Genomic DNA, 20295 nt, shown 5'->3' with positions numbered 1-20295 from the left:
GACGGGGCAAGGGGTGTGCTGGTCCGTCCCAACGCTGCCCGCAGGCCCTAGCGTTGCGCGCATGACGACGGGCAAAAGCGACATCTCCGGGTGGTTGGTGCGACCCGCGGGCGGGCACCTGTGGGCCGGACTCGCGGCCCTGCTGGGGGCGCTGACGGTCCATACGGTGCTGGTGACCTCGGGCGGAGGCATGGACAACGCGATCGTCGTGGACGCCGCGCGGACCTGGCTGGCCGGCGGTTCGCCGTATGACGATCCGCACTTCCTCTATTTCCCGAGCGCGGTCGTGGCCGCCGTACCGCAGGCGCTGCTGCCGCGCTCCGTGCTCGACATCCTGGTGCCGCCCGCGGTGACGCTCGCCCTCGCGCTCGGCTGGGCCTGCGCCCTGCGGCTGCACCGGGTGCCGCTGGGCAGCCGGCTCGCCGCGCTCGGGCTGCTGGGCCTGGCGGCCGGCTTCGCGCCGTTCGGGCAGCTGGTGCGGCTGGGCAACTGGACGGTGACGGCCGTGCTGGCGCTGCCGCTGTGCCTGCTGCTGGCGAGCCGGGGCCGGTGGGTGGCGGCGGGCCTGGTCGTGGGGGTGGCCGTCGCGCTCAAGCCGCTGCTCGCGCCGATGGCGCTGCTGTTCTGTTTCGCGCGCCGCTGGCGGGCGCTGGCCGTGCTGGTCGCGGTGCCGTCGGCGGCCTCGGCCGGGGCGGCGCTGCTGCTGCCCGACCCGACGGGGTTCTTCACCCGCACCCTGCCCTTCCTGCTGCACGGCGACGACGCCTTCGTACGGCTCTACGAGGCGTCCCCGGCGGCGGTGCTGCCCCGGCTGGGCGTGCCCGGGGCCCCGGCCGCGCTGCTCGGCCTGCTCGCGGCGGCCGCGGGAGTGGTGTGCGCGTACCGGCGGTGGCACGGACCCGGGCCGGTGCCGCAGCGGCTGGCGGAGACCGCCGCGGGGCTGATGCTGGCGGCGTTCCTGGTCTCGCGGCCCTCCTACAACCACTACCTCCTCGTCGTCCTGCCGCTGCTGCTCGCCGGTCTGCCGCACGCCGGGGCGGTGGCCCGGCGGCCCTGGTTCTGGCTCGCCCTGGTGCCGCAGTTGCCGGGGGTGGCCTGGCCGTGGCTGGAGCCGGCGCGGCGCCGCGCCTTCCGGGACGCGTTCACGCTGTGTGCGCTGGCCGTGACGGTCGCGCACCACTGCGTCCGGGGGACGCGGGGGACGCGAGGGGCCGGGGAGCCGGAGGGAACGCCCGGGAGGGCGCGCGCGGCCGTAGAATCGGCGTAGCCCACCGACGGCGGTCTCGTTTTGACCCGTCCGGCCGAGCGTGGGTATCCTGCATGTTCGTTGTGTGTAGTGGCTTACTCATTCTCACGTGAGGGGCCCTTACACCGGTCCACCGGGCCGATGACCAGCGACCAGCACGCGGTTTGCGTCACCGCTGTGCGGTCAGGGCTGTCGTGATCGTCTTCGGTGACCTTGTCAGGACCATTCACTGAAGAAGCGAAGGCTACGAACCGTGCGTACGTACAGCCCCAAGCCCGGCGATGTGACGCGCCAGTGGCACGTCATCGACGCTCAGGACGTCGTCCTGGGCCGTCTGGCCTCCACTGCGGCCTCCATCCTGCGCGGCAAGCACAAGCCGATCTACGCGCCCCACGTCGACACCGGTGACTTCGTCATCATCATCAACGCCGACAAGGTGCACCTCTCCGGCAACAAGCGGACCCAGAAGATGGCGTACCGCCACTCGGGTTACCCGGGTGGTCTGCGCTCCGTCCGCTACGACGAGCTGCTGGCGAAGAACCCCGAGAAGGCCATCGAGAAGGCCGTCAAGGGCATGCTCCCCAAGAACACCCTGGGCCGTCAGATGCTCTCGAAGCTGAAGGTCTACTCGGGCGACCAGCACCCGCACGCTGCCCAGCAGCCGGTGCCGTTCGAGATCACCCAGGTCGCGCAGTAAGTCCGGCCACCCCTAAGACTGAACAGAATCTGAGGAGAATCGTGGCCGAGACCACTGCCGAGCAGCCGCTCGAAGAGCTTGACATCGACAGCTACACCACCGAGTCCGAGGTCCCCGTCGAGGGTGAGTACACCTCGGAGTCCATGGCCTCCCGCTTCGGCGAGCCCCAGCCGGCCGCCGGCCTGGGCCGTCGCAAGAACGCCATCGCCCGCGTCCGGATCGTTCCGGGCTCCGGCAAGTGGAAGATCAACGGTCGCACCCTCGAGGACTACTTCCCGAACAAGGTGCACCAGCAGGAAGTCAACGAGCCCTTCAAGGTGCTCGAGCTCGAGGGCCGTTACGACGTCATCGCCCGCATCGCGGGTGGCGGTGTCTCCGGTCAGGCCGGTGCGCTCCGTCTCGGTGTCGCCCGTGCGCTGAACGAGGCGGACGTCGACAACAACCGCGGCCCGCTGAAGAAGGCCGGCTTCCTCAAGCGCGACGACCGTGCGGTCGAGCGCAAGAAGGCCGGTCTGAAGAAGGCCCGCAAGGCCCCGCAGTACAGCAAGCGCTAATCACCGGACGCTCGCGCGTACTCCGAACGCCCCGGCGGCACGCCACAGTGCTGCCGGGGCGTTCGTTTATTCACAGCCGTGGGCGTATAACGGCACAAGGCGCTCAAAGGCTAATGTGATCGGATGGTCGGGCATCAGGGGCCCGGAGACGCGGAGCCGCACCCGCATCGCGACCGCCGGACACCTCACCCGTCGCGTCGGCGGCGCGACCGCCGGCCGCGCGGGCGGGGCCGACGCCCCGGCACCACCGTGGCAGGCCCCGATACGGCATCCATACTGACGCTTCCTCAGGAGGACAAGTGGGACGACTCTTCGGCACGGACGGCGTGCGCGGTGTCGCCAACGCGGACCTGACGGCGGAGATGGCGCTCGGCCTGTCCGTCGCCGCCGCGCACGTACTGGCCGAGGCGGGCACGTTCGAAGGACACCGGCCCACCGCCGTGGTCGGACGTGACCCGCGTGCGTCCGGGGAGTTCCTGGAGGCCGCCGTGGTGGCCGGGCTCGCCAGCGCGGGCGTGGACGTCCTGCGGGTCGGCGTGCTGCCGACGCCCGCGGTGGCGCACCTCACCGGCGCGCTCGGCGCCGACCTCGGCGTCATGCTCTCCGCCAGCCACAACGCCATGCCGGACAACGGCATCAAGTTCTTCGCCCGCGGCGGGCACAAGCTCGCCGACGAGCTGGAGGACCGGATCGAGTCCGTGTACGAGGAGCACCGCACCGGCGCCCCCTGGGACCGCCCGACCGGCGCCGGCGTCGGCCGCGTGCGCGACCACGAAGAGGGCCTGGACACCTACGTCGCCCATCTCGTCGACGCCCTGCCGAACCGGCTGGACGGTCTGCGGATCGTCCTCGACGAGGCGCACGGCGCCGCCGCCAAGGTCTCGCCGGAGGCGTTCACCCGGGCCGGGGCCGAGGTCGTCACCATCGGCGCCGAGCCGGACGGGCTCAACATCAACGACGGCTGCGGCTCGACCCACCTGGACCTGCTGAAGGCCGCGGTCGTCGAGCACGGGGCCGACCTGGGCATCGCGCACGACGGCGACGCGGACCGCTGCCTGGCCGTGGACCACACCGGTGCGGAGGTCGACGGCGACCAGATCCTCGCCGTGCTCGCGCTGGCGATGCGGGAGCGTTCCGCACTGCGCTCCGACACCGTCGTCGCGACCGTGATGTCCAACCTCGGTTTCAAGCTCGCCATGGAGCGCGAGGGCATCCGGCTCGTGCAGACCGCGGTCGGCGACCGGTACGTCCTGGAGGAGATGAAGGAGAAGGACTACGCCCTCGGCGGCGAGCAGTCCGGCCACGTCATCGTCCTCGACCACGCGACGACCGGCGACGGCACGCTCACCGGCCTGCTGCTCGCGGCACGGGTCGCCCGGACCGGGCGTCCGCTGCGGGAGCTGGCGTCGGTGATGGAGCGCCTCCCGCAGGTCCTCATCAACGTCCCCGACGTGGACAGGTCCCGCGTGAAGACCTCCGGGGAACTCGCGGCGGCCGTCACCGAGGCCGAGCGGGAACTGGGCGAGACCGGCCGCGTCCTCCTCCGCCCCTCCGGCACCGAACCGCTGGTCCGCGTCATGGTCGAGGCCGCCGACATCGACCAGGCCCGCTCGGTGGCGGGCCGGCTGGCGGACGCGGTGAAGTCGGCGCTGGGGTAGTACCGGCGCGCTCCCGAAACGGCGGACGGCGGGGACACCATCAGGTGCCCCCGCCGTCCGCCGTGTCGGATCAGTGCCGGTGGTTGAGGTTGTCCTCCACCAGGTACTCCGGATAGCCGAACCGCTGCCCGAGAGCGACGAAGGCGTCGTGGCTCGACGTGTCGATCTCCACGAAGTACGCCTTCAGGGCACGCAGGAACAGCCGGTAGCCCAGGTCGGCACAGGCCTCGGTGACGACCTGCCGCAGCGCGGGGACGAGGCCGCGCACAGGGAGCCCGTAGCCGGGGTCCGAGGCCGCACGGTCCAGGTCCCCCGCGACCGGGCGGATCACCCCGAGGACGGCCTGCCGCGCCCCCTCTTCCAGCACCGGCTGTGCCGGCGGAGGCGTGAAGGCGGGATCCTCCTCACGGACCCGGATGAGCCAGGCGTCCTCCAGCGCTCGCAGCCAGGCGCGGGCGCCGAAGCCGTACGCCTCCGGGTCGGAGGTGCCGTGCGTGGCGCCGAGCCACACCGTGCGGATGGTTCCGTCCGGCAGCGGCGACTCGACCAGAGTGCGGATGTCCCGCCCCAGTCGTACGGCTCTGGACCGGTCGAAGTTCTCCACCGCGGATGCGGGGAGCGTGAGCCACCACGCCGACGGCCCGCCGTCGGGCAGGAAGCGCTCGGCGTCCTCCGGGGAGAGCTCGTCGGGGACGTTCCACTTGGAGGTCACCCAGCTGAGTCCGATGTCCTCCACGAAGGCGTCTTCCAGGTACTCGCTCAGGGCGCCCGGTCCTTTCCCGGTTCCGTCGGTCATGGGTCAGCCTTCCAGGTAGGCGGTGTAGACCACGTACTTGGACGGTTTGTGCTGCTTGCCCACGTACTTCAGGCTGATCGACACCGTGTTGCCGGCGGCGGACTTGGCCGCGTCGTCGCCGCTCCTCACCCACTTGAAGCCCAAGGATCCCTCATCACCGAGCGTCCAGGTGAACGTGAGCAGATCCTTCCGCGGGTCGAAACCGATTCCCTTCCCGATGCGCTGGGCCTGCTTGTTCCTCCAGGTCTCCAGTTTGGCGGCGTTGCGCGGCTGTGCGATCCACTCCCTCATGGCCTTGTCGACGGCGCGTGCGGCGGTGGCCTCGTCGAGCCACCGCGTCGCGATGCCCCGGGTCGAGGCCAGCGCCTTCTCCCTCATCTGCGCGTCGGTCTTGTTCACGTGGTCCCTCAGGGTGTGGGCGCCCTCGATGCCCTCGTCACCGACGATGTCGGTGCAGTTGTGGACGAGGACGTCCTGCGGCCGGGTGCCTTCGGTGGTGACGTAGAAGGTGTGCAGCGCGTCGACCGTCAGGTCGAAGACCTCGCGTGACGCCAGCCCGCTGCGGTCCCTGAGGCCCGTCACCGCGTGAAGGGTGTCGTCCGGGGTGCGGAGCCGGTCGCCCGTCCGGAGGTCGGAGACCAGGGTCCAGCCCTTGCCCTCCACCCAGAACCGGTGGCCGGCGGTGCTGGTGAGGGCCCCGTCCGTGAGGGCGATGTCGATCAGACGCGTCGTCGGATGCCGGAAGGTGTCGGTCACCGGCTGTACGTCCGACCGCCCGGTCAGCGGGTCGCCGGCGAGCAGCAGGTCACCCACCCGTACGTCCCGGATCGCCTTACGGGAGCCGTCCGCCATCAGCACCCGGGTGGCGCCCGGGAAACTGTTGACCCGGCAGGCGGTGATCACATCCTCGTAGGCGTTGACCGCCCCCTCGATCTTGGCGACGGTCGCGGGGTCGATGCCGTCCAAGGCCTTCAGCGCCTTGAGGGCGTCGGTGACGCCGACGCCCGTGTGCATTGCGGCGTTGAGCGCGTGGAGCGCGTCGCCGATCTTCGCGAACGCCTTGCCCGGGATGAAGTTGCTCGCCGCCCAGGCGCAGCCGCCGACGCTGCCGTGCCAGCAGTCCACGAAGTCCTGGACCAGGGCGGCCTTCAGGATCTGGTAGACGACGGTCTGCTTGATCAGGTCGAGCTTGCTGAAGTACTGGGTGACGTCCTTCTTCAGCCCGTCGAACGGCTGGGTGCCGAGGTACAGCGTGTCCCCGGCCGGACAGCCGGTGGCCGTGGCGGGCACGTCCGGGTTGGTGCAGAGGTAGAAGTCGACCTTCACCTCGAAGGTCACCGCGAACGTGACCGTGCAGCCCTCGAAGCCGATCTCGATGACGCAGTCGTTCTTCTGCTGGGCGTCGGTGACCTTGACGGTGTCCTCGTCGGCCACGTAGAAGACGCCGCCGATGCCCGTGCCGGCGCCCGACGAGACCTGCTGGTTGGCCTGCTTGCGTTCGGCGGACTCCGCCGCCTCCTGGGCCTCCTCCGCGTACTTCAGGGCGTCCTTCGCGGCCTCCTCCGCCTCGGTGGCGGCCACGTCCGCGCGGTTGGCCGCCGCCCTGGCGTCCCTGGCGGCCTCCTCGGCCTCCGAGGCGGCCGTGCGGGCGGCTTCCGCGTCGAGGGCGGCCTCGTCGGCGGAGTCGCGGGCGTCGGCGGCGTGGCTCTCGGCGCGGCCCGCCGCCTTGTCGGCGGCCTCCGCGTCCTCGGTGGCCTGGCGGTCGTACTCGACCGTGCGGGCCAGTGAGGCGGCGGCCTTGGACGCGGCGGTGGCGGCGTCGGCGGCGTAGCCGAGGGCCTCCTTGGCGTAGGTGCGGGCGTCGGCGGCGTGACCTGCGGCGTTCGCGGCGTGGACGTAGGCCTGCTTCGCGTCGCCCTTCGCCTGGTCGGCGAGGTTCTTCGCGGCGGAGGCCTCGGCCTGCGCGTTCTTGGCGTGGGCCTCGGCGACGGCCTTCTGCTGCTCGGCGATCGACTTCGACGCCTGCCCGGTCAGCACGACGAGGCCGGCGGCCGAGTCGGTGTCGACGTAGGGGGAGCCGAGCTGGATCGCGTCGTTGGCGGGCTTGGCGACCTGGGCGGCGGCGTTGCCGGCGTCGGCCGCGGCCTGGGCGGTGACGTGGGCGAAACCCGCCGCCTTCGCCGACGCGACGAGGGCCTTGGCGGCCTCCTTGCTCGCCTCGTTCGCGTGGGTCCTGGCGGTCTTGGCCTCCTTCTCCGCCTCGTCGGCCAGTTCGACGGCGGCCTTCGCCTCGGACGCGGCGTGCTTCGCCGCCTGGATGGCGTCCGCCGCGGCACTGGTCGCGGTCCTCACCGCGGCGTCGGCCTTCAGCTTCGCTGCCTGGGCGCCGTCCGCGTGCGCGCGGGCCCTCTTGGCGGCGGCCTCGGCGCGGGTCGCGGCGGCGTCCGCGTCGGCGGCCGCCTGCGTCGCGGCGTCGGCCGCGGTGCGGGCCTTCGTCGCGGCGGCCTCGGCGTCGTCGGCGTGCCCGGCGGCCGCGTCGGCCGCGGCCCTCGCCTCCTGGGCGTTGCTGTCGGACTCGTGCGCCTGGGCGTACGCCTCCTTCGCGTCGGCCTTGGCGCGTGCGGCGTCGGCCTTCTGCTCGGCGTCCCAGGCGTCGTCCCGCAGGTCGCGGGCCTTGTCCCGGGCCTTGACCGCAGCATCGCGCTTGTCGGACGCCGTACCCTCGGCCGCTTCGGCCTTGTCCTTGGCGTCCTTGGCCTTCGTCGCCTCGGTCTCGGCGGTCTTCCGGTGCTCGGCCGCCTCGGCCTGCTTGGCGGCGGCCTTCTTCTTCTCCGCCTCGGCCGTCTTCTCCTCGGCCTCGGCGGCCAGGCGCTCGGCGCGGGCCTCGGCGGCGGCCGTCTTGGCCTCGCCCTCGGCCTTCAGGGCCTCGGTGAGCTTGGCCTCGGCGGTCTCCTTGTCCTTCTTGGCGTTGTCCCGGTGCAGCTTGGCCGCGTCGGCGGAGGCCTTCGCCTGCAGTTCGGCGGCGTGGGCGGCCTCCCTGCGGAACTCCGCCTTGGACTGGGCGGCCTGCGCCAGCGCCCGCTGGGCGATGGTCGCGCTGTCGCCGGCGGACGCGCGGGTGGCGGCCTCGGCCGTCTCGCCGGCCTTCACCATCGCCTGCAGCGCCGCCGCGGCGCCCTTGGTGACCTGCGCCTTCTGCTGACCGACCAGCAGCCCGCGGCCACGCGGCGCGCCGCGCTCGTCGGCGATGGCGTAGGCGGCCTTCTCGGCGGCGTCGGTGGTGGCCACGGCCTTCTGGACCGCGGCGGCCCGCGCCTTGAGGAGGGCGAGTTCCCTCGCTGCCTTCGCCTGCGCGGCGGCGACGCCCTTCTTCGCCTTGTCGAACTGCGCCTTGTCCGGGTAGGACAGGCTGTCGGTGCCCTGGTGGCCGGACGGCTTGATCAGGAACTTCTGCGAACCGGCGTCCTTGCAGTCCCACAGCCGCGCGTCCGTGCTCTTGGTGAACGCGCTCAGGTCCAGGCACTTGCCGGTGGTCACGCTCTTCAGGGGCGCGGTGGCACGGACGTCGCCCTTCCACGACTGGCCCTTGGACTTGTAGCAGTCCGAGATCTGGATCTTCGTGCCGTTCGCCGAGGCGTTCCCGGCCACGTCCAGGCATTTCTGCGAGCCGACGTTGCGGAGGTGGAGGTCGTTCTCGCTGCCTTCGAGCGTCCACTGCTGGGACGCGCCGTCATTGCAGGTGTAGATCTGCACAGGCGTGCCGTTGGCGGTCTTGCCGCCGGCGACGTCCAGGCAGCTGCCCTTCGCGCCGGGCACCTCGATCGTCACGTGGCTGTCACCGATCCAGCCCATCCCGCCGGCGGACCAGTAGTCCTGCCACTGGACGAGGTGGTCGGCGACCCACGAGTTGCCGAGCATCTCCCCGAGCGACTTCGCGCCGGCGGCGAGCGCCTTGGTGGCGTCATCGCTGGCGTCGAGGATCAGGTCGCGCTGTCCGGCCTGGGCGGCGACCTCCTCCTGCCACTCGGTGGCGGCGGTGCCGGCGATCCCGCCCAGCACCTCGCTGGGGTCGATCGGGTCCCGCCAGGCGCAGGACGCGAACCGGGCCTTCAGGTCCTCCACCGCGATGCGGTACTCCGCCGTGCCCGGCTGGGGAGCGGTACGGGGAAAACCACCGTAGGACAGGAAGAGACGGGCGTCGTCCGCGCTCGCGGGAGGGAATCCGTCCGTCAGGTCCGCGAACGCCCGCTCTTCGTAGTACTGCCGTTCCCGCTCGTCAGTGGGCAGGGACGGGTCGTAGGGCTTCTCGCTGTAAAGCGGAGTACCGAGGTCGGTGACGGCCTTGACGGTCTGTTCGTCGGCCAGGGGGGTGGGGTCCTCGTAGAAGTCGTCCTCGCTCTTCCAGAACCGGTCGGCGACCCACTGGGTCAGGCCGGTCTGGGAGTAGAAGTCCTCCTCGTCGTCACCGGGCGATCCGGGCGGCCAGTGGAACCCGGTGACGGTGAAGCCGCCGGGCGTCTCCAGCCCGTCGAGGGGCACTGCCCAGGCGTCCCGGCGGCTGTTGAGCGCGTCCAGCTCCTGGGAAGCGGCGTCCCGGTCCTTGGTGTACGCGGTGGCGAGGGGCGTGTCCTCCCAGTAGTCGCGGTTGGCCAGCTCACGCAGCTTGTCCGGCGGCTGGTTGAGGCCGTCCCGCGCGACGGCGGTCATGGCCGGCCCGCCCAGCCGCAGCACGTCCGACATCAGGCACTGGTCCTCCCGCAGCTGCTCGGCGGCCGTGACCGCGTTCCAGTCGGGAGAGCTGCTCGCGGGAACGGCGTCGTCCGCGGAGATCGGGTCGGTCGCCTGTGGATGGGCGGCGAGACCCGCGACGACCGCGAGGCCGAGGGAGAGAGGAAGGACTCCGGCAAGGAATCCGGGTCGACGTGGTCCGTGCCCGACGGACCACGGTGGTCTGGAACGCAAGCGTGCATCCCCTTCTGCACTGGAGGGAGACGACCGGGAGGGCGCCGGTGAGCGCGAGGAGTCGGTGAGGACGCCTCGGCTCCCACGGCGTCAGGAACGGCGAAGTCCGTCCAGTACGAGATGCACGGATGGCAGATGGTGTGGCATGCGACGCGCCCCTTCCCGTGGCGGCGCTGTTCCCCCGGTCGCTGATGGATGTGCGCGGGACGGACTGGTCAGGTCCGGCTGCGCGGGACGTAACACTAGGCAGAAGCCCGGATACGGGGAAGAGGAGACCGTTCCGTTGCCGGACGACGGTTGGCGAGATCTCCACTACCGGCCGGTAGCTGTTCTCGTTCTCCGTTTCTCCGCGCCACAAGGGGCGCTTGTGGATGTCCGGTGTTCACGTGGTGATCGAAGTGGTCAGGTGTCGATCGAAGTTGGCTGGTACTGGGCAACGGCCGTTCGGGGTTCGTCAGGCCTGCGCCCGCCTGCGCAGCCGCCGGTGCTGCCCGGCCCAGAAGTACTTCTGCGCCAGCAGGGTGAGGGTGCCCGCCAGGGTGATGCCGAGGAGGTTGAGCAGGAGCTGCTCGGTGGAGCCCCAGGTCTGGACCGTGTCGCCGTAGCTCAGCGCGACGGCGGCGTTGGCGGCGGCCGGGATCGTGGTCACCGAGATGGCGACACCGACCAGGGCGCCGGACTTGGCGGACGTCAGCGAGAGCGTGCCGGCCGCGCCGGCCAGGACCGCCACCACGAAGGAGAACCAGTCGGGGGCGTAGACGAAGCCGGTCTGCGGCCGCTCGGCCTCCAACTGCTCCTTGGTGAACAGCCCGACCGAGTCCATGAAGAGGCTGAACCCCACCGTCACCGCCATCGCCACCGCGAAGCCCACCAGCAGGGCGGTCACCGAGCGCAGCGCGAGGCGCGGCCGGCGCTGCACCACCGCCGTGCAGAAACCGGCCAGCGGGCCGAACTCCGGGCCCACCGCCATCGCGCCCACGATCAGGATCGCGTTGTCCAGCACCACACCGCAGGCCGCGATCATGGTGGCCAGCGTGATGAACGCGAGATAGGTGACCGAGAGGGTCGACTCCTCGTGGGTGGCCCCGGTCAGGTGCTCCCACAGCACCGCGTCCGCGCTCTCGCCCGGCGCCTCGTGCTCCGCCTCCTCGGCCCGCTTCGACAGCGACAGGTCGATGTTCTCCACCGCGATGGAGCCGCTCGTGTCCAGCCCCAGCCGCTGCAACCCGCTGAGCAGCTCGTCCCCCGCCTCCCGGGCCACGTCGCACATCACGACGTCCCCGGCGGGGTTGCGGGCGGCGCCCGGCAGCACGCACAGGTGCGTGGTGCCGACCGTCCCGTCGATCAGCCGGACCACGTCGTCGGTCTTCTCGGGCGGCGTGATCAGACGCAGATGCAGCATGGCGGCAGCGTAGCGGTCAGAGTTTGCGGAGGCTGAGCCGCTGGACCTTGTGGTCCGGGCCCTTGCGCACGACCAGCGTGGCCCGGCCCCGGGTCGGGGCGATGTTCTCCACCAGATTGGGCTTGTTGATGGTGCGCCACATCGTGCGGGCGTAGTCGAGGGCCTCCTCCTCGGAGACCTGCGTGTACTTGCGGAAGTACGACGACGGGTCCTGGAACGCGGTCTCCCGCAGCCGCTTGAAGCGGTTGAGGTACCAGTGCTCGATGTCCTCGGTGCGGGCGTCCACGTACACGCTGAAGTCGAAGTAGTCGGCGAGGCCGACGCGGGTGCGGCCGTCCTTGCCGGGCAGGGCGGGCTGGAGGACGTTGAGCCCCTCGACGATCAGGATGTCCGGGCGGCGCACGGTGAGCTGCTCACCGGGGACGATGTCGTAGATCAGGTGGGAGTAGACCGGGGCGGAGACCTCGCCCTTCCCCGCCTTGATGTCGGCGACGAAACGGGTCAGCGCACGGCGGTCGTACGACTCGGGGAAACCTTTCCGCGACATCAGGCCGCGCGCCTGGAGTTCCCGGGTCGGCAGCAGGAAGCCGTCCGTCGTCACCAGCTCCACGCGCGGGTGCTCGGGCCAGCGCGACAGCAGGGCCCGCAGCAGACGGGCCACCGTGGACTTGCCGACCGCCACGGAGCCGGCGACCCCTATGACGAACGGCGTGCCGGACTGGGAGCCCTGTTCACCGAGGAAGGTGTTCAGCGCTCCCCGGAGCCCGTCGGTGGCGCCGACGTAGAGATTGAGCAGCCGGGACAGCGGGAGGTAGATGTCGCGCACCTCGTCGAGGTCGATGACATCGCCGAGACCGCGCAGCTGCTCGACCTCCGCCGCCGAGAGCGGCAGCGGCGTCTTGTCGCGCAGCGCGCTCCACTCGGCACGGGTGAGGTCGACGTAGGGAGTCGCCTCCGGCCGCTGCCGGTGGGCGCTCCGGGGCATCGAGGAGACCGGAGAGATCACAGTCCATTGTTAACGGAGTTCGAACGGAGCGGCAGGTGGGCTGTGTCACGCTCGGCGGCCGCCGCGGTCCGTGCCCCGCGCGCATCACGCGCCGCCCCGGTCGGTGTCCCCGGCGCAGATCACATCGGTGTCACGGTCGCATACCGGGTGATCGCTCGATGATCGTTTGTGAGTCTGCTGTGTCTTAAAGTGCGCGCTATGTGTTGCGGAGTCCTCCGCACCTTCGAAGAAAGAGTTCCCTACGTGAGAACCAGCGCCGTCCGCCGCACCGCCCTCGCCGCCTCCGCCGCCGCGCTCGCCCTGCTCGCCACCGCCTGCGGCGGCTCCGGCGACGAGGACAAGGCCGGCGACAGCAAGGGCAAGGCCGACTCGACCGCCTCCGCCTCCGCCGCGCCGGCCGGCAAGGCGCTCACCGCCGCCGAGCTGGAGAAGGTCGCGCTCGCCCAGGCGGACGTCAAGAGCGGCAAGGTCGCCACCAAGGTCGCCGCGACGGACGACATCGCCAAGGACCAGGTCAAGACGGACGACGCGGCCTGCCTGCCGCTGGCCCACGCCCAGGCCGGCGTGGCCCAGGCCGAGCCGGCCGCGACCGTGAAGCGGTCCTGGACGGGTGAGCCCGTGAAGCCCGCCGAGGGCACCAGCCCCGAAGAGGCGCTCCTGGCCGGCCTCGACGTGGACAAGATGCTGATCAACCTCGCCTCCTACGAGGGCGGGGGCGCCGAAGAGGCGATGAAGGGCCTGACCGCCGCCGCCGAGAAGTGCGCGGGCGGCTTCACCGCCACCGTGTCCGGCGAGAAGGCCGAGGTCGTCGAGGTCGCCACGACCGCCGCGCCCGAGGGCGGGGACGAGGCGTCCGCCATCACCCTGACCGTCGCCGCCGACGAGAACGTCAAGGCCCCGAGCAAGATCGTCGTCGTCCGCAAGGGCGCCACCCTGGTCTCCTTCAGCGCCGTCAACCTGGCGGCCGTGGCCACCGGTGAGGACTTCGAGGTCCCGGCCGAGGTCGTCGACGCCCAGGTCGGCAAGCTCGCCTGACGCACTCCGCGTTCTCCGTTCCCACCGGTGCCCCGACACGGTCGCGCACCGGTGGGAATTTCCGATTCCGGGCACGCGGCGGGCGTTTTCGGCCGCTGACGGATCGTAGGCTGCCGGTCATGTGCGGAATCGTGGGATATGTGGGGCCGCAGTCGGCGCTGGACGTCGTGACGGCCGGACTGAAGCGACTGGAGTACCGGGGCTACGACTCGGCGGGCGTCGCCGTGCCGGCCGACGGCGGACTGGCCACGGCGAAGAAGGCCGGGAAGCTGGTCAACCTGGAGAAGGAACTGGCGGACCGGCCGCTGCCGGCGGGCACCACCGGCATCGGCCACACCCGCTGGGCCACCCACGGCGGTCCGACCGACGCCAACGCCCATCCGCACATCGACAACGCGGGCCGGGTCGCCGTCGTCCACAACGGCATCATCGAGAACTTCGCCGCCCTGCGCGCCGAGTTGGCCGAGCGCGGCCACGACCTGGTCTCCGAGACCGACACCGAGGTCGTCGCCCACCTGCTCGCCGAGGAGTACTCCGCCTGCGCGGACCTCGCCGAGGCGATGCGGCTGGTGTGCCGGCGCCTGGAGGGCGCGTTCACCCTGGTCGCCGTGCACGCGGACGAGCCGGACGTGGTGGTCGGCGCGCGCCGCAACTCCCCGCTGGTGGTGGGCGTCGGGGACGGCGAGACCTTCCTCGCCTCGGACGTCGCCGCGTTCATCGCGCACACCCGCGACGCCATTGAACTGGGCCAGGACCAGGTGGTCGAACTGCGCCGGGACGCGGTGACGGTCACCGACTTCGACGGCAGCCCGGCCGACGTCCGCGAGTACCACGTCGACTGGGACGCCTCCGCCGCCGAGAAGGGCGGCTACGCCTCCTTCATGCTCAAGGAGATCGCCGAGCAGCCGAAGGCGGTCGCCGACACGCTGCTCGGACGCATCGACGGGGCGGGCTCCCTCACCCTGGACGAGGTCCGCATCCCGGCGGGGGTGCTGCGCGAGGTCGACAAGGTCGTCATCGTCGCCTGCGGTACGGCCTTCCACGCCGGGCTGATCGCCAAGTACGCCATCGAGCACTGGACGCGCATCCCGTGCGAGGTGGAACTGGCCAGCGAGTTCCGCTACCGGGACCCCATCCTCGACCAGCAGACCCTCGTCATCGCCATCTCCCAGTCCGGCGAGACCATGGACACCCTGATGGCCCTGCGGCACGCCCGCGAGCAGGGCGCGCACGTCCTGGCGATCTGCAACACCAATGGCTCCACGATCCCGCGCGAGTCGGACGCGGTGCTCTACACGCACGCCGGGCCGGAGGTCGCCGTCGCCTCGACGAAGGCGTTCCTGACCCAGCTGGTCGCCTGCTACCTGGTCGCGCTGTACCTGGGCCAGGTGCGGGGCACCAAGTGGGCCGACGAGATCCGCGCGGTGGTCCGCGACCTGTCGTCGATCGGCGGTGCGGTGGAGCGGGTCCTCGGCACGATGGAGCCGGTACGGGAGCTGGCGCGGTCGCTGGCCGGGAAGAACACGGTGCTGTTCCTGGGGCGGCACGTCGGCTACCCGGTCGCGCTGGAGGGCGCGCTGAAGCTGAAGGAGCTGGCCTACATGCACGCGGAGGGCTTCGCGGCGGGCGAGCTGAAGCACGGGCCGATCGCGCTGGTCGAGGACGACCTGCCGGTGGTCGTGGTCGTCCCGTCGCCGCGCGGGCGGTCCGTCCTCCACGACAAGATCGTCTCCAACATCCAGGAGATCCGGGCGCGGGGTGCGCGGACGATTGTCATCGCGGAGGAGGGGGACGAGGTGGTCGCCGAGTACGCCGACCACCTGATCCGCATCCCGGCAACCCCGACGCTGCTCCAGCCGCTGGTGGCGACGGTGCCGCTCCAGGTCTTCGCCTGCGAGCTGGCGACGGCGCGGGGGAACGAGGTGGATCAGCCCCGGAACCTGGCGAAGTCGGTGACGGTGGAGTAGGTCTTCACGCCGTCCAGGAAGATGGCGAAGGCTCCGGCCGGGAAGGTGAGGGTGGCTTTGGCCGGGGCCTTTGAGTCGCGGACGCCCACGTGGGTGGGAGTGTTCGCGATCTCGACGCAGTCGTTGCCGTCGTCGGGGCCTGAGTAGGACGACTTGCGCCAGTTGTTCATCGAGTGCCTCACAGCTCTTTGGTCAGACGGTTGATGAAGTCACGCGAGCGTTCCGGTTCCAGTGACGCGGCTTCAATTTTACGGAAACGCATTCGATAGGCGCCGAGCTGTGCCTCGGCGTCGACAAAGGCCGAGCCATGCGGTGCGTCGCGTACGACGGTGTCCAGTCTGGCAACGGGACCGCCCATGTAGGTCATGGTGCCTGCGGCCAGGCCGAAGTTATCCAGGTCGAAGGGGATGACGCGCACGGTGATGTCGTCCGCTTCAGACGAGTTCAGAAGCGCGATGAGCTGAGCGCGGGACGTCGCGCGGTCGCCGACCCTGATGCGTAGGGCCGCTTCGTGGATCACCAGTGTGTACGGGAAGTCGGTCCGCTTGCGTGCCATCCGGTGTCGTACGCGCATTTCCAGCTCGTCAGCGGTCAGTTCCGGCACTCTGGCGGAGAAGACGGCTCGAGCGTAGTCCTCGGTCTGCAGCGGGCCCGGCACGTACAGGATCGCGACCTCGTGGCGGAACGTGGCGTGGTGGTCGAGTTCGGCGAGGTCGAGGAACGAGGTGGGCAGTTGCCACCGGTACTCCTCCCACCAGCCGCGCGTTCGGTCGGTGGCCATCGCCACCAGCGCGTCGATGAACTCCCGGTCCGTGCAGGCGTAGTGGGAGGCGAGTCGGCGCAGGCGCTCCTCGCTCACTCCTGCGATGCCCGACTCGATCTGGCTGATCTGCACGGAGTTCACGCCGAGCAGCGCCGCTGCTTCGCGTGCGCTGAATCCCGCCGCCTCGCGAAGTCTGCGCAGCTCGACTCCCAGTCGCCTTTGCCGTGCCGTTGGCTCGCGCCTGGTTCCCATCCGGTTGCCCCTCGGTTCAACGCGCCTGTCGCGGCGACTCTTTCAGGTTCAGATTAAGGGAATGACTTGCTCGGTCTTAAAACCAAGGCCTACCGTCAGTGACATCAAGTAAGCGCAGCGGAAGCGCACCGCTCCGTCCTGTCATGACGGTTGCGGCAGAGCCACCGCCCGCGAGCCGAAACTCTTCCTCATCTCAACGGAGTTCACGCATGTCCGGAAGCGAGTCCTGGGAGTACTCCCTCTCCATCCCCAACGACCCCCGTGCGGTCACGGTGAGCCGCCGCACCCTCCGTCTCATCCTCACGATGCACGGGCTGATCGGGCTGGTCGACGTCGCCGAGTTGCTCGCGGCGGAGTTGGTCGCCAATGCCGTACGGCACACCAAGGGGCCGGCGGCCCTGCGGGTGCACTGGGCGGCCGACGTGCTGCGGATCGGGGCGTGGGACACCGACCCCGCGCCGCCCGACGTGCCGCTGCCCTTCGAGCGGTCCGCGGACCTGGGGCTGGAGGACGGGCGCGGACTGGCGCTGGTGCGGGCGTGCTCCGATCTGTGGGGGTGGCAGCCGCTGTCCCGGGACGGCAACAAGGGGAAGTTCGTGTGGTGCGAGCTGGGTGCGGCCTGACGGGGTTTGTCAGTGGCCGTTGGGCCACTCGCTTCTTTGTCAGTGTCGTGCTTCCGCGAGCCGCGTCAGAACGGGGGAGAAGCGAGCGAGCGGCCCGGAGAGAGGCGGGGGCCAGGCACGCTTGCGGTCATGGGTGGGTTGCGGGGTGGGCCGGGGAGGACGGGCGCGGTCGCGTCCCGCCCGCACGCCGGGCCGGTTCAGCGGCCGGCTGCCGGTGGGCCAGCGCACCCATCGCGGAAGTGTGAGCACGTTGAGGGCCACTGCCATTGCTCTGCTCATTTGAGCCTTCTGGTGACAGGTGCCCGTTGATTGCTCACACCTTTCAGTTCTCGCGGATGCGGTGGACCTTGGCCATGAGTCTTCGAGGCCGCTTGGGTCCTGCGCAGGCGTAGTCGATCAGTGAGTTCCGGTAGGTGGCGTTCGGGCACTGACAAAGAAGCGGGCGGCCCGACGGCCACGTGGAAGCAGGTGCTCACTCCACCCGCCCCACCGCAATAAGGTGCCCGCATGAGCATCATCGGAGTCGGGATCGACGTCGCCGAGATCGAGCGGTTCGCCGCGTCCCTGGAGCGGACGCCCGGGCTGGCACAGCGGCTGTTCCTGGAGAGCGAGCTGCTGCTGCCCAGCGGGGGGCGCAGGGGCGTCGCCTCGCTCGCCGCGCGGTTCGCCGCCAAGGAGGCGCTGGCCAAGGCGCTCGGGGCGCCGGCGGGGCTGTACTGGACCGACGCCGAGGTGTGGTGCGAGGACAGCGGGCAGCCGCGGCTGCGGGTGAAGGGGACGGTGGCGGCCCGGGCGGCGGAGCTGGGCGTGCGGTCCTGGCACGTGTCGCTCAGCCATGACGCCGGGGTGGCCTCGGCGGTCGTGATCGCGGAGGGGTGAGGGCGGTGCCGTCGCTGGCCTTCCCCGGGGCCGGGGTCGACCTGCCCCTCTGGGGTGACGCCTTCCTCGTTGTCGCCGCCGTGCTCACCGTCGTCTTCGCTCTCGTGCGGCTGCTGCGGCGCCGCCGTCGATGAATGTGTGAAAAGAGAGTGCGTGTATCGCGTGGACCGGGGTAGACGCGTGGAACCGGTGCCCGTAGCCGGGCCGATCGAACAGGGAGGGCGAACAGTGACGTCGACGATGGCACGGACCGACCGAGCTCAGGGTGTGACCGAGCTGCCGGAGGTCGCCGAGCCCGGCCAGGTCGCGCCGCAGGACGCCCGCGAGTTGTCCAAGCAGTTCTTCCGGCGCCTGACGGAGCTGGAGGAGGGCACGCACGAGTACCAGTACGCGCGCAACACGCTGATCGAGATGAACATGTCCCTGGTCCGCTACGCGGCCGGCCGGTTCCGCAGCCGCGGGCCGGAGGAGATGGAGGACATCGTCCAGGTCGGCATGATCGGTCTGATCAAGGCCATCGACCGGTTCGAGCTGTCCCGCGAGGTGGAGTTCACCTCCTTCGCGATCCCCTACATCGTCGGCGAGATCAAGCGGTTCTTCCGGGACACCTCCTGGTCCGTGCACGTCCCGCGCCGGCTCCAGGAGGCCCGGGTGCAGCTCGCCCGCGCCACCGAGGAACTGCGCAGCCGGCTGGGCCGTACGCCCACGACCGCCGAGCTGGCGCAGTTGATGAGCCTGACCGAGCAGGAGGTCAACGAGGCGCGGATCGCCTCCAACGGCTACAACTCCGCCTCGCTGGACGCCGCCATCGGCAGCGAGCCGGACGGCGAGAGCGTGCTCGCGGACTTCATCGGGACCGAGGACGCCGCGCTCGAACTGGTCGAGGACTTCCACGCGTTGGCGCCGATGATCGCCGACCTCGACGAGCGCGAGCGCAAGATCGTGCACTGGCGGTTCGTCGAGGAGCTGACGCAGGCGGAGATCGGCGAGCGGCTGGGCTGCTCCCAGATGCACGTGTCGCGGCTGCTGTCCCGCACCCTGAAGCGGCTGCGGGCGGGGATGCTCACCACGAACTGAGACGGACGACGGACGTACGGGGTGCGGTGGCCAGGGGGCCGCCGCACCCCGCGCCTTTCCGTCAGCAGATCGACTGGCTGCTGTTCACCAGCCGGTTGTTGCGGAACGTGGTGTTCTCTCCGCAGGGGCTCTCCCGGATCGAGGAGTCCGTCACCGTGAGGTTCTGGACGGTGATGTCCTTGTTGTTGGGGAACTCCGAGCGGGCCGCCAGGCGGATCTCGCCGCCGCCGGTGACCGTGCCGCTCTGGGCGGCGAGGTTCACGTTGTAGCAGTTCTCGATGAGGATCGCGTTGTTGCCCGTGTTCGACAGCGTGATCCTGTCGATGGTCGCCCCACCGCTCTCCGACACGCAGAACACGCCTCGTCCGCCGCCGCGCGCGACGACCTCGCCGACCCGGATGTTGGTGGAGTAGGAGCTGCCGATACGGCCGTTGCGGTTGGCCATGCGGAAGGCGGCGTACCCGGTGCCGGTGCCCGCGTTCTCCGCGTCCACCCTGGAGACGGTGGCGTTGATCGTCTGGTTCAGCAGCAGGCCCGACTCGCCGACGTTGCGGGCCGTCACCGTGCCGACGGTGAGGCCGTCGACGCCGTAGGTCTCCACGGCGTGGCTGGACGCGCCGGAGACGTACACGTTGTCGATGCGCACGTTGCGCGTCCACTGGCTGGTGTCGCCGCGGTTGTCGATGCGGACGCCGAGGCCGCGCGAGAGGCGCATGTCGATCTGGCCGAGAACCACGTTCTGCACGTTGCGCAGGAAGATGCCGTACAGCGGGGCGCCGGTGACGTTGAGGTGCTGCACCTCGATGTCGCGGGTGCCGCGGGAGTAGACCGGGGCCTGGTCGCCCGAGCCGCTGCCGGTGACGTTGATGGTGCCGCAGACGTCGAGGGCCGTGTAGCTCGGCAGGGAGATGCGGGAACCGGCGGAGATGGAGCCCGAGCCGCGGACCACGACCCGTTCCTTGCTGGTGCGGCCGGACGTCAGGCTGCCGATCGCCGCCTGTACGGCCGCGCGCATGTCGGTGCCCGTGTAGACCGTGCCGCTGCCGCGCCGTGCGGTCCAGGTGCTGCCGTTCAGCACGGCCTCGGCCTGGTAGGAGCCGTCGCCGCAGGCGGCGGCCCGGGCGGGAGCCTCGGTGGTGGTCGTGGGGGAGGGGGCGGCGGTGGCCGGGGCCGTCATGGTGCCGACGGCGGTGAGGAGTGCGGTGGCGCCGGCTGCTGCGAGAAGTGCGGCTCTGCGTCCCATGGGTCCTCTGCTCCTGTTGTCGAACCGATTCGACTGAATCGATTCATCCTGTGGGGGGCCGAGAGTGTGGCAAGGGCGTGGCAGCGCGTCAAGCGGACGGGCTTCGCCGGTGCGGGAGTGGGAGCGGCGGGTGCG

At 70.9% G+C, this 20295-nt stretch carries 17 protein-coding genes; 10 read left to right on the top strand and 7 right to left on the bottom strand.

Annotated features, from left to right (window positions below; genetic code table 11):
- The first annotated feature begins 61 nt into the window (after positions 1-61).
- From FHX78_RS13670 to glmM, 4 genes are all read left to right on the top strand, one after another.
- A complete protein-coding gene (locus tag FHX78_RS13670) occupies positions 62-1267 on the top strand; it encodes a glycosyltransferase family 87 protein (protein WP_145867732.1) in 1206 nt (401 codons plus the stop codon).
- Positions 1268-1499: 232 nt separating this feature from the next.
- Positions 1500-1943, top strand: a complete 444-nt coding sequence (gene rplM / locus FHX78_RS13665; RefSeq protein WP_019526965.1) for a 50S ribosomal protein L13 — start codon at positions 1500-1502, stop codon at positions 1941-1943.
- Between the two features lie 41 nt (positions 1944-1984).
- Positions 1985-2497 carry a 30S ribosomal protein S9 gene (gene rpsI / locus FHX78_RS13660; RefSeq protein WP_030831638.1) on the top strand — a complete coding sequence of 171 codons (513 nt, stop codon included), beginning with the start codon at positions 1985-1987 and terminating at the stop codon, positions 2495-2497.
- A gap of 299 nt (positions 2498-2796) precedes the next feature.
- A complete protein-coding gene (gene glmM, locus FHX78_RS13650; RefSeq protein WP_145867730.1) occupies positions 2797-4155 on the top strand; it encodes a phosphoglucosamine mutase in 1359 nt (452 codons plus the stop codon).
- Positions 4156-4225: 70 nt separating this feature from the next.
- Here the strand turns inward: glmM and FHX78_RS13645 are convergent, their stop codons facing one another.
- The 4 genes from FHX78_RS13645 to coaA all read right to left on the bottom strand — a co-directional run bounded on the left by FHX78_RS13645 (position 4226) and on the right by coaA (position 12300).
- A complete protein-coding gene (locus FHX78_RS13645) occupies positions 4226-4951 on the bottom strand; it encodes a hypothetical protein (RefSeq protein ID WP_145867729.1) in 726 nt (241 codons plus the stop codon).
- A 3-nt stretch (positions 4952-4954) separates the two neighbouring features.
- Positions 4955-9691, bottom strand: a complete 4737-nt coding sequence (locus FHX78_RS13640; RefSeq protein ID WP_167531971.1) for a ricin-type beta-trefoil lectin domain protein — start codon at positions 9689-9691, stop codon at positions 4955-4957.
- A gap of 676 nt (positions 9692-10367) precedes the next feature.
- Positions 10368-11315, bottom strand: a complete 948-nt coding sequence (locus FHX78_RS13635) for a DUF389 domain-containing protein (RefSeq protein WP_145867727.1) — start codon at positions 11313-11315, stop codon at positions 10368-10370.
- Between the two features lie 16 nt (positions 11316-11331).
- Positions 11332-12300: a type I pantothenate kinase gene (gene coaA / locus FHX78_RS13630; protein WP_167531970.1), complete on the bottom strand. Its 969-nt coding sequence runs from the start codon at positions 12298-12300 to the stop codon at positions 11332-11334.
- Positions 12301-12564: 264 nt separating this feature from the next.
- On the opposite strand from coaA, the gene FHX78_RS13625 reads away from it, so the two are divergent.
- Together FHX78_RS13625 and glmS are read left to right on the top strand one after the other, a co-directional pair.
- The gene (locus FHX78_RS13625) at positions 12565-13356 is read left to right on the top strand and encodes a hypothetical protein (RefSeq protein ID WP_145867725.1); all 792 of its coding nucleotides are present in this window, start codon (positions 12565-12567) and stop codon (positions 13354-13356) included.
- Positions 13357-13475: 119 nt separating this feature from the next.
- Positions 13476-15323, top strand: coding sequence for a glutamine--fructose-6-phosphate transaminase (isomerizing) (glmS, locus tag FHX78_RS13620; RefSeq protein ID WP_145867724.1), 1848 nt, complete (start codon positions 13476-13478; stop codon positions 15321-15323).
- Here glmS and FHX78_RS13615 read toward each other — a convergent pair.
- A complete protein-coding gene (locus FHX78_RS13615; RefSeq protein ID WP_145871932.1) occupies positions 15284-15493 on the bottom strand; it encodes a DUF397 domain-containing protein in 210 nt (69 codons plus the stop codon). The genes glmS and FHX78_RS13615 overlap by 40 nt on opposite strands.
- A gap of 8 nt (positions 15494-15501) precedes the next feature.
- Entirely contained in the window at positions 15502-16338 is an 837-nt protein-coding gene (locus FHX78_RS13610; protein WP_145867723.1) for a helix-turn-helix domain-containing protein, read from the bottom strand.
- Positions 16339-16547: 209 nt separating this feature from the next.
- Here FHX78_RS13610 and FHX78_RS13605 point away from each other — a divergent pair, with 209 nt between their 5' ends.
- The 4 genes from FHX78_RS13605 to FHX78_RS13595 all read left to right on the top strand — a co-directional run bounded on the left by FHX78_RS13605 (position 16548) and on the right by FHX78_RS13595 (position 18917).
- Positions 16548-16961, top strand: coding sequence for an ATP-binding protein (locus tag FHX78_RS13605; RefSeq protein ID WP_145867722.1), 414 nt, complete (start codon positions 16548-16550; stop codon positions 16959-16961).
- Positions 16962-17468: 507 nt separating this feature from the next.
- On the top strand, positions 17469-17840 hold the full coding sequence (locus FHX78_RS13600) for a holo-ACP synthase (protein ID WP_145867721.1): 372 nt from the start codon (positions 17469-17471) through the stop codon (positions 17838-17840).
- Positions 17841-17845: 5 nt separating this feature from the next.
- Positions 17846-17974 (top strand): hypothetical protein, encoded by a 129-nt coding sequence (locus FHX78_RS37940; RefSeq protein ID WP_268257176.1) that lies wholly within the window; start codon positions 17846-17848, stop codon positions 17972-17974.
- A 106-nt stretch (positions 17975-18080) separates the two neighbouring features.
- On the top strand, positions 18081-18917 hold the full coding sequence (locus FHX78_RS13595; RefSeq protein ID WP_167531969.1) for an RNA polymerase sigma factor SigF: 837 nt from the start codon (positions 18081-18083) through the stop codon (positions 18915-18917).
- Positions 18918-18978: 61 nt separating this feature from the next.
- On the opposite strand, the gene FHX78_RS13590 is transcribed toward FHX78_RS13595, so the two are convergent.
- Positions 18979-20160: a hypothetical protein gene (locus tag FHX78_RS13590; RefSeq protein ID WP_145867719.1), complete on the bottom strand. Its 1182-nt coding sequence runs from the start codon at positions 20158-20160 to the stop codon at positions 18979-18981.
- Positions 20161-20295 lie beyond the last annotated feature (135 nt).

The sequence above is a fragment of the Streptomyces capillispiralis genome (assembly GCF_007829875.1).
Lineage (GTDB): Bacteria > Actinomycetota > Actinomycetes > Streptomycetales > Streptomycetaceae > Streptomyces > Streptomyces capillispiralis.
Note: the sequence above shows the minus strand (reverse complement) of the source record. Positions and strands in the feature narration are given on the sequence as shown.